Origin of the sequence: Neobacillus rhizophilus (genome assembly GCF_018343535.1) — a bacterium.
In the GTDB taxonomy this organism is placed as follows: Bacteria; Bacillota; Bacilli; order Bacillales; family Cytobacillaceae; genus Neobacillus; species Neobacillus rhizophilus.
Map to the genome: position 1 here is coordinate 61,584 of NZ_JAGYPF010000008.1, position 10,445 is coordinate 72,028.

Genomic DNA, 10,445 nt, shown 5'->3' on the forward strand with positions numbered 1-10,445 from the left:
GAATCTTTAAGGAGAATAGTAGAATGTCTTTTGATAATATTTTGGTGGAAAAGCGAGGGTCTATCGGGGTTATCAAAATCAATCGGCCTAGCGTTCGGAATGCCTTGGATCAGGATACCATTACTGAGATGGAAGAGGGGTTTGAAGCACTTGAACGGGATGATAGTATTGGGGTAATTGTTTTTACCGGAACAGGGGATAAAGCCTTTGCGGCTGGGGCAGATATTAATCAGGTCCATGGCTATCAACCTATGGATGCTATAGGATTCGGTATGTCCCGTTTTTATCAAAAAGTGGAAAGCTGCTCCAAGGTGACCATTGCCGCTGTAAACGGCTATGCTTTAGGAGGGGGCAGTGAGTTGGCGATGTCCTGTGATATACGGATTGCCAGTGAGAACGCTAAATTTGGACTGCCTGAACTTAACTTGGCGGTCATTCCAGCAGCAGGCGGGACCCAAAGGCTGACAAGATTGATTGGCAAAAGCAGAGCCTTGGATTTGATTTTAACAGGTGACATGATCACTGCCCAGGAAGCAAAGGAAATCGGCTTAGTATCATTAGTAGTTTCACAAGAAGAGTTGTGGGAAGCAGTTGTGAAAAAGGTAGGAAAAATTTTATCCAAAGGTCCGTTAGCAGTAAGGCTTGCCAAGCTGGCGGTTCACAGCGGAGCGGAAACAGATATTCAAACAGGTATATTGATTGAGCAACTGGCTCAGGCCGTACTGTACAGCTCCCTTGACAAAGAGGAAGGAACCGCGGCATTCCTTGAAAAACGTAAAGCTTCATTTATCGGTAAATAGGCGGTTCAGCTTCAGTTTTCATTTTTAGAAACTGAAGCTTTTTTATGGGGGTTTTCATTGTTCACAAGTTGTTAATATTTCTTTAGTAATGAATGATTTTAATCACAAACTCGAACCAGGATTAGTGATATTTTTTAAAAAAGCAACTTGTGAAGGAGAATCCTGGATATGAGTGAATTCATAAATAACCGTGAACAACAAACATATAAGAATACAGAGCGCCTCGAAATTTTAAAAGAAATTTTCAGAGACCTTCATAGTGGAAGAAATATAAATGAAGTGACGGCTCATTTCGATGCTTTTATTGGTAAAGTGACCATAGAGGAAATTGCGCAGCTGCAACTGGAGTTTGACAACGAGGGAATTATGCCGGCAGAAGAACTTCAGCGACTGTACACTCAGCACACTGATATTTTTAAAGGCAGAATTGAGGAAGATAACTGCGAAAAACGTTCTGAGGAGCAGCCGGGACACCCAATTCACACCTTTAAGCTGGAAAATAGAGAGCTTGATAAATTGGTGAAAACGCAGCTCCAAGTGCATTTATGGCAATTTGAAAAAGAGGATCATGCGGAAAATGTATTTAAGCTCTTAGAGGATATCAATTTACTGCTTGATATTGATAAACATTTCAATCGTAAAGAGCATTTGATTTTTCCGTACTTAGAAAACTACGGCATTTACGGTCCAACAAATAATATGTGGAGAATCGATGACTTCATCCGCGATGCTATCAAAGAAGTGAGACAAACACTGCTTCATTATAATGGTGAAAAGCAGGTTGTAATTGAAAAACTAAACTGGGTAATCGAAGAGGTAACAGCAATGATTTATCGGGAGGAGAACATTCTGTTCCCGATGGCGCTGGCCAATTTCACAGAAGATGAATGGGTGAAGATTGCCCATGAGAGTGATGAAATCGGTTTTTGCCTAACCGAACCGGAGGAAGTTTGGAAACCAGAACGGAAGGCACTAGATGAAAATGCCATTTCCGAAGGCTATATTAAAATGGAAACCGGGATCCTTTCGTTAAAACAGCTTGAACTGTTTAAACCATTTGCCGGTTGATATAACCTTTATTGATCATCAGGATGTGGTCCGTTATTTCTCACATGGCAAGGATCGAATCTTTGCCCGAACCAAAGCCATCATCGGCCGGACTGTACAAAACTGCCACCCGCCAAGAAGCGTACATGTCGTGGAGGAATTATTAGCAGATTTTAAATCAGGAAAGAAAGACAGTGAGGACTTCTGGATTAAGTTCCGTGATAAATATGTTTACATTCGCTATTTTGCGGTTCGTGATGAAGTGGGCAATTACGTCGGCGCACTGGAATTTACACAAAACATCGATCCGATTCATGCTATTGAAGGTGAAAAACGAATTTTATCATAATATTATAGAAGAAATTGGGATTGGCCCCCTCGGTGGATGAGGGGGTTTTTTTGTGTAAATGGAAAAATGTACACTGTTAAGAATGTCGCAAGAATAATAGATAAAAAAGACATACTCATTCAAGATAAATAGTTAGCACAAAGTGGCAAAATCATGTAATCTAAAAAGTACGTTTTTGAAAATAAAGGAGGATGAGAAATGGATAGATCCACTAATAAACGAGGCCCAATCGTGGCGCTTCTTTTAGCGGGAACTTTTATCGCAATCTTAAATCAAACCTTGATGATTACAGCAATACCTCCAATAATGAAGGAAATGAACATTACTGCCAACAGTGCGCAATGGCTGACGACCATTTTTATGCTTGTCAACGGTATTATGGTACCGGTAAGTGCATTCCTGTTAGAACGGTTTACCACCCGCCAGTTATTCTTGACTGCAATGAGCATTTTTGCAGCCGGTACAATAGTTGGGGGAATAGCCCCAAATTTCGAATTTCTTTTATTAGGAAGAATTATTCAATCATGCGGAGCTGGAGTGATGCTGCCGTTGATGCAAACGGTATTTTTGCTGATTTTTCCAGTTAATCGACGCGGCGCTGCTATGGGACTGGTTGGACTTGTTATATCCTTTGCTCCGGCGATTGGGCCCGCCTTATCGGGATGGATTACGTCCCATTATTCATGGCGCCTCTTGTTTTTTATCATCCTGCCAATAGCTTTAATAGACATTGTTGTCGCATACTTCACCTTGAGAAATGTTACCGAATTATCGAAACCCAAAGTCGATTGTCTTTCCATTATTTTATCCTCTATTGGATTCGGCAGTCTTCTATATGGATTCACTTGTGCAGGAAATTTTGGCTGGGGAAGCGGCATCACTCTTTTTGCATTAGGAATCGGAGGTCTTTCCTTGGTATGGTTTATTACAAGACAGTTACGTCTCGAACATGCCATGCTGGAATTTAGAGTATTTAAAATTTCAATTTTCCCACATGCCATCATTATCGGTATGGTTGGGTTTATGGGGTTAATTGGTGCTGAAACTATCATTCCTTTATATATGCAGAATATGAGAGATTTCTCAGCATTTGAGGCAGGCCTTGCTCTGTTACCGGGCGCGCTAATAAGCGGAATTTTGGCACCGATTATCGGTAGGATTTTTGATAAAATCGGTGCTAGATGGCTGGTAATCACGGGTTTAATCATAATAACAGCTTCCTCATTTGCGTTTACTAAATTGGGGCCAGACACGACTATTACCTTTATTACAGTTTTATATAGCATTAGGATGTTCGGCCTCTCCATGGTTATGATGCCGGCTGCCACTGCAGCCCTAAACCAGCTTCCGAAACGGCTCATTCCCCATGGGGCAGCAATGGATAATACGATGAAAATGATTGCCGCATCAGTTGGGACCGCTATTCTTGTCACAGTGATGACGACAACTGCTGCATCGGCGAAGGATGAGCCGGGAATCCTATATCCGGATATCCATGGTGCCAACATGGCATTTATGGTGATTGCTGTACTATCGCTTTTGACGCTGGTTCTTTCGTTTTTTATAAAAAATGACACCTTGCCTGAAGAAGGTAATGAAGATGAGGGGCGCCGAAACATTCGAGTGAAATTCCAAGAATAGGGTGCCCAATTTAAGAGGAGGCGTGTGTCTCCTCTTTATTTTGTGTGAAGTCATGTGCGACTACCTGGTGAAGGTACTGGACCATGAAGCCGTAGGAGTAGTTAGCCTAACGCAATCGTGTCCGTGATTTAAGTTTTAGTAAATATTAGTAGCAAAGACCTATTCTTTTCGAGATATTGATGATGAGATAATAGGTGCAAGTAAGCGTTTTCTATTTAAAATTGTGCAAACGTTTGCGCAAAAAAAGGGGGAGGAAAATGAATGAAAGGAAAATCACGTAAGTGGATGAATTACCTTGCACTTTTAGCATTAGTAGTGCAAACGATTGCAGGAACAGCTTTTTTTCATCCGGCACAAACAAATGCAGAAGGACGGATCGTGACTCTAGTTGGTAACCTGCAAGATGAGCTGGGAGGCTCCGGTGAGTGGAATCCTGCAGATCCAGCTACACAAATGACGCTGCAGGAAACGGGAAAATACATTCTAACCGGCAAACTGCCTGCAGGAAATTATGAATATAAAATTGCCATAAATGGCACCTGGGATGAGAATTACGGGGCAGACGGGGCACGGAACGGTGATAATTATAAATTATCACTTGATAAAGAAACAGAGGTTAGGTTTATTTATGATGATACCACTCATAGAGTAACAGTACCGATTGAGATGCCGGATAATCAAAAGCCAAGAATTGTTGGTGATATTCAGCCAGAGCTTAATGCCGGGGGCGAGTGGTCACCTGGTGAATCAACGGCGATTTTGCATGATGAAGACCATGACAACGTGTACACATATACGGCTCAAGTTCCAAAAGGGAAACATGAATTTAAAATTGTTCTCGGGGATAACTGGAGTGCACCTGCTTATCCAGCTAATAACTTTGTGTTAAATGTCCTAAAGGACGCAGCAGTCACATTCTTTTATAACCATGATACAAAAGAAGTATTTACCGATTATGATCCGGGACTGCCTGATGGCATTGTTCAGGGGGACAAGCTATACCATAATACATGGGATATGGCTTACCGTTCACCATTTGGAGCGGTAAAAGCAGGGGATGTTGTAAAGCTTCGTCTTCAAGCGAAGAAAGGGGACCTAACTGGAGCGAAGGTTCAGCTAAAAAACTATAATTCCGGTAACACTGTTACTGTGGATATGGAATATGCCGGCTGGCTTGAGCAAAAGGGCGGGCAAGTGGAGTTTTGGGAAGCGGACGTTACGCCTAAAGAAGAGGGGGTATACGGGTATAAATTTATTGCTCAAGATGGCCCAGGACAGAAGGAATATGGGGAAGATGTCCAAGAAGGCGGAATAGGTACGGCATCTGACTCCAACGCATCATTATTCCAGCTTACGGTATATGACCCGTCATATAAAACTCCTGATTGGATGAAGGAAGCGGTCGTTTATCAGATTTTCCCTGACCGTTTTTACAATGGAAATAAGAAAAATGATAATGCCAAAAGCAATGCGCGCGGGGGAGAGCCAATTGAACATAAGGAGTGGAATGATCTGCCTGATAATCCTCGTTTGAAAGGGACCGAAGGATATCAAGACGATGCCATCTTTTCTAATGATTTCTTTGGCGGCGACATTGCAGGTATTCAACAGAAATTGGACTATATCCAATCATTGGGGGTAAACACACTTTATTTAAATCCAATTGCAGAAGCAGCATCGAACCACAAATATGATGCTGCAGATTATAAAAATGTCGACCCGATGTTTGGCTCCCCAAAAGAGTTCGAGGCATTTACAAAGGAGTTAAAGAAACGAAAGATGCATTTGATTTTAGATGGTGTATTTAACCATGTTGGTGATGATTCCATCTACTTTGACCGTTACAGTAAATATCCAACAGTAGGTGCTTATGAGTATTGGTCTTCTATTTACAACCTTGTGAATCAGGGAGTGTCAGAAGATGAGGCTAAAAAACAAGTAAAAGAAAAGTTTATATCTGAGGGCCAAACATTTAGCCCTTACGGTTTTGAAAACTGGTTTAACATTCAAAATGAAAAAGTTGACGGTGTTTATAAGTACCAGTGTTGGTGGGGGTACGATTCACTTCCAGAAATCAAATCCATTCCTGGTGAAGCAGTTGATTATCCATCTGAGCTAAATAATAACTCGTTCGCCAATTACATTATGTATGATAAAGATTCGGTAGCCAAGTCGTGGATTAACAAGGGATCTTCTGGTTGGCGTTTAGATGTGGCGAACGAAGTGGATCCTCAGTTTTGGAGGGAGTTTCGAAAAGAACTTAAGACTGGAAAGAAAGACGAACCATTAATATTGGGAGAAATCTGGGACGATGCCTCCAAATATTTCTTGGGTGACTTATATGATTCCGTAATGAATTATCGCTTCCGCGGTGCTATGATCGATTACCTAAAATCTGGAAACGCTGAAGGTGCACAAAATCAGCTCAATGCTGTTTACGAGGACTATCCAAAAGAAGCATTTTATTCCCTTATGAATCTGATGGGTTCACATGATACTGCCCGTGCAGCGTTTGTTCTCGGGAATGGAACAGACTCTTTTGAGAGAGCGGAATTCGATAAGAATTATAACCCGAAGCTCGGAATTCAACGTTTAAAGCTTGCTGCCATTTTGCAGATGGGTTATGCAGGTGCACCGACTATTTATTATGGGGATGAAGCAGGTGTGACCGGTTCCAAGGATCCTGATGACCGCCGGACATATCCATGGGGCAGCGAAGATAAGGAGTTAATCAAACATTATCAAGCCATCGGAAATGTAAGATCGAATTTTCATGATTTGTTTAGCTATGGTGATTTGCACCATTTATATGCGATAGGTGATGTGCTAGCCTTTTCACGCTCAGATAAAAAGAATGTTGGGATCGTCCTTACAAACCGCGGCAACGATCCAAAAACAGTCGTACTAAATATGGAAGATATAATGATAAACGGGATTAAGTTAACCGACCAGCTTGATAAAAAATACACAGTAGAATCAAAGGATGGAAAACTGACTGTAACTGTTCCGGCCATGAGCGGGCGTATGCTTGTTTCGGAAAAAGGTCAAAACCTAAAACGTCCTGCTGCTGTTACGGATTTAACAGTGGAAGAAGGCAGTCACTCAGCTGTAATTAAATGGGAAGGAGATGCGCAAAGATATGCTGTTTATCAAACAACGATTTCTGGTGCTTTTTATGAAAAAGTAAAAGAGTCTTCTTCTAATAGTGTAACAATTGATGGGCTAGATAATGGCCGAAAATATTACTTTGCAGTGGCAGCGCTTGATAAAAATGGCAATAGCTCTGAGAAGGTGGAATTCCAAACTGCCGTTATTCCGAATGTGAAATTAACGGAAGATAACTACAAAATTGAAAACGTCACATCACTTGAACAAGCAAGTATTGATCTTTCAAAACCTGAAACAGTCACAGCAAATTTCTTTGTAAAAGGTGAAACAGAAACGGGAGAAATGGAAGGCTTGCAGGCTAAACTTGAAGTAAAACAACCTGGAAACGAAAATTGGATTTCCTACAATGCTACTTACGTAAATCAACAGGATGTGTCGAATGTCTTTAGTTCTAATTTCCTGGCGTTTGATGAAGGCAGCTATGAGTATCGATTTGCCTTTTCAAATGACTTAGGCCGCACCTGGGTTACAAGTGAAATAAAGACTGTAACCTTTACCAAAGGGGTTGATACGACATCCCCCGTAGAAAAAATAACCCTGGCTAAGCCGCAGCAGGAATCAGGGCAAGTGAACCTTTCTTGGAAACTGGAAGGAAATGAAGATCCATATATGATTGTTATTGTCCGAGACGGGATAAAAATTTATCAGCTGCTGGATGTGACAAAAGAATCGTATCGAGATATTAATGTAACAAACGGAAAAACGTATACGTACGAGGTACAAGTTTATGACCGGGCCGGAAATATGGTGAAATCCAATCCTGTAACTGTTACACCTGAATTAGTAACCGTAAAGGTAACATTTAAGGTGAACGCACCAGCCTATACTCCACAAGGAATTTATATTACGATGCCTGGTAATCAAAACGGCTGGAACACCGGTGCATGGCAAATGACGCGTGCAGGGGCAGTCACCAATGATTATGAATATACTGTCGAAGCACAGGAAGGTGAAGTATTAACGTATAAATACGTAAAAAATGGCACATGGGATCAAGAAGGGTTGCCTGACCATATGGCAGCGAATCCAAATGATGATGATGTCAGCTTTTACGGATACGGAGCACAAGGTACAGATCTTTCTATCGTCGTTTCAAACCAGGGTGGAAACCAAATGGTCGTTCAGGATAAGATTGTCCGTTGGATTGATCAGCCAGTTGTTATAACTTCCCATACTGATGGGCAAACGGTATCATCTGACACGGTAACGCTGCAAGGTAACGCCATTAAAGATGGGGTTCTTACTATAAATGGTGAGCCTGTAACAATTAATAGTGATATGACTTTCTCGCATACTATTAAATTAAATGCAGGAGAAAACAAACTCAGCATTCATATCGAACCATCAGAGTCTAGTAAAACCACTAATTTTAAAAATGATGGCGGTGCAATTGCTAAAGCAACAAAGACATTTGATTTCGTGATTAATAAACAATAATATTGCTGTTGCCTCTTTCCTAATTAAATGGAGAGAGGTATTTTATTTTTTGGTTTTTATCTTTTTTTATATTTACGTCTAATTGGAAAAAATTATATATTGAACACGGGTGATTCAGGTGATAAGATATAAAAGTTCCTTCACGAGAGGTCAAACTTAATGAATGAAAATTATGTATTGACACTTATGAAGTGAATGTGATATATTTGTTTTTGTCGCTGTAATAAGAGGCAAGATAGTTCTTTGAAAACTAAACAAACAAAAACGTCAACAAACAGTAATATTCGTTTCGTTTGAAACGAAGCCAACGTAACATTTTTGAGCTAATCAACTCAACTTTTCCACGTATTAACATGCAGTAAATCCTGTCGGATAAACTGCCTGTAAATACCTGATTGATTCGACTAACCATTGCAGGAAAACCATCTGCAATGGAAGTCTCATCTTATTGGAGAGTTTGATCCTGGCTCAGGACGAACGCTGGCGGCGTGCCTAATACATGCAAGTCGAGCGAATCACTGGGAGCTTGCTCCCGGTGGTTAGCGGCGGACGGGTGAGTAACACGTGGGCAACCTGCCTGTAAGACTGGGATAACTTCGGGAAACCGGAGCTAATACCGGATAATTTCTTCCCTCGCATGAGGGAAGGTTGAAAGTCGGTTTCGGCTGACACTTACAGATGGGCCCGCGGCGCATTAGCTAGTTGGTGAGGTAACGGCTCACCAAGGCGACGATGCGTAGCCGACCTGAGAGGGTGATCGGCCACACTGGGACTGAGACACGGCCCAGACTCCTACGGGAGGCAGCAGTAGGGAATCTTCCACAATGGACGAAAGTCTGATGGAGCAACGCCGCGTGAGCGATGAAGGCCTTCGGGTCGTAAAGCTCTGTTGTCAGGGAAGAACAAGTATCGGAGTAACTGCCGGTACCTTGACGGTACCTGACCAGAAAGCCACGGCTAACTACGTGCCAGCAGCCGCGGTAATACGTAGGTGGCAAGCGTTGTCCGGAATTATTGGGCGTAAAGCGCGCGCAGGCGGTCCTTTAAGTCTGATGTGAAAGCCCACGGCTCAACCGTGGAGGGTCATTGGAAACTGGGGGACTTGAGTGCAGAAGAGGAAAGCGGAATTCCACGTGTAGCGGTGAAATGCGTAGAGATGTGGAGGAACACCAGTGGCGAAGGCGGCTTTCTGGTCTGTAACTGACGCTGAGGCGCGAAAGCGTGGGGAGCAAACAGGATTAGATACCCTGGTAGTCCACGCCGTAAACGATGAGTGCTAAGTGTTAGAGGGTTTCCGCCCTTTAGTGCTGCAGCTAACGCATTAAGCACTCCGCCTGGGGAGTACGGCCGCAAGGCTGAAACTCAAAGGAATTGACGGGGGCCCGCACAAGCGGTGGAGCATGTGGTTTAATTCGAAGCAACGCGAAGAACCTTACCAGGTCTTGACATCCTCTGACACTCCTAGAGATAGGAATTTCCCCTTCGGGGGACAGAGTGACAGGTGGTGCATGGTTGTCGTCAGCTCGTGTCGTGAGATGTTGGGTTAAGTCCCGCAACGAGCGCAACCCTTGATCTTAGTTGCCAGCATTCAGTTGGGCACTCTAAGGTGACTGCCGGTGACAAACCGGAGGAAGGTGGGGATGACGTCAAATCATCATGCCCCTTATGACCTGGGCTACACACGTGCTACAATGGATGGTACAAAGGGCAGCGAAGCCGCGAGGTGGAGCCAATCCCATAAAACCATTCTCAGTTCGGATTGCAGGCTGCAACTCGCCTGCATGAAGCCGGAATCGCTAGTAATCGCGGATCAGCATGCCGCGGTGAATACGTTCCCGGGCCTTGTACACACCGCCCGTCACACCACGAGAGTTTGTAACACCCGAAGTCGGTGGGGTAACCGTAAGGAGCCAGCCGCCTAAGGTGGGACAGATGATTGGGGTGAAGTCGTAACAAGGTAGCCGTATCGGAAGGTGCGGCTGGATCACCTCCTTTCTAAGGAT

At 43.0% G+C, this 10,445-nt stretch carries 3 protein-coding genes, 1 rRNA gene and 1 pseudogene; all 5 read left to right on the forward strand.

The genetic code is table 11. The features are described from left to right. Window positions 1-23: 23 nt before the first annotated feature. The 5 genes and pseudogenes from KHA99_RS29370 (at window position 24) to KHA99_RS29390 (ending at window position 10,437) form a co-directional block, all read left to right on the forward strand. Window positions 24-800, forward strand: coding sequence for an enoyl-CoA hydratase/isomerase family protein (locus tag KHA99_RS29370; protein ID WP_213121041.1), 777 nt, complete (start codon window positions 24-26; stop codon window positions 798-800). 168 nt (window positions 801-968) lie between these two features. After that, a pseudogene (locus tag KHA99_RS29375) lies at window positions 969-2,196 on the forward strand (DUF438 domain-containing protein). A gap of 198 nt (window positions 2,197-2,394) precedes the next feature. Further along, window positions 2,395-3,837, forward strand: coding sequence for a DHA2 family efflux MFS transporter permease subunit (locus tag KHA99_RS29380; RefSeq protein ID WP_213121042.1), 1,443 nt, complete (start codon window positions 2,395-2,397; stop codon window positions 3,835-3,837). A 261-nt stretch (window positions 3,838-4,098) separates the two neighbouring features. Then, window positions 4,099-8,442, forward strand: a complete 4,344-nt coding sequence (locus tag KHA99_RS29385) for an alpha-amylase family glycosyl hydrolase (protein ID WP_213121043.1) — start codon at window positions 4,099-4,101, stop codon at window positions 8,440-8,442. A 445-nt stretch (window positions 8,443-8,887) separates the two neighbouring features. Continuing rightward, window positions 8,888-10,437: ribosomal RNA gene (locus KHA99_RS29390) — 16S ribosomal RNA — on the forward strand. Window positions 10,438-10,445: the final 8 nt, after the last annotated feature.

What these genes read in the sequence shown, in the direction of transcription:
- KHA99_RS29370 (WP_213121041.1), top strand. Translation starts at nt 24, where the DNA reads ATGTCTTTTGATAATATTTTGGTGGAAAAGCGAGGGTCTATCGGGGTT.
- KHA99_RS29380 (WP_213121042.1), top strand. Translation starts at nt 2,395, where the DNA reads ATGGATAGATCCACTAATAAACGAGGCCCAATCGTGGCGCTTCTTTTA.
- KHA99_RS29385 (WP_213121043.1), top strand. Translation starts at nt 4,099, where the DNA reads ATGAAAGGAAAATCACGTAAGTGGATGAATTACCTTGCACTTTTAGCA.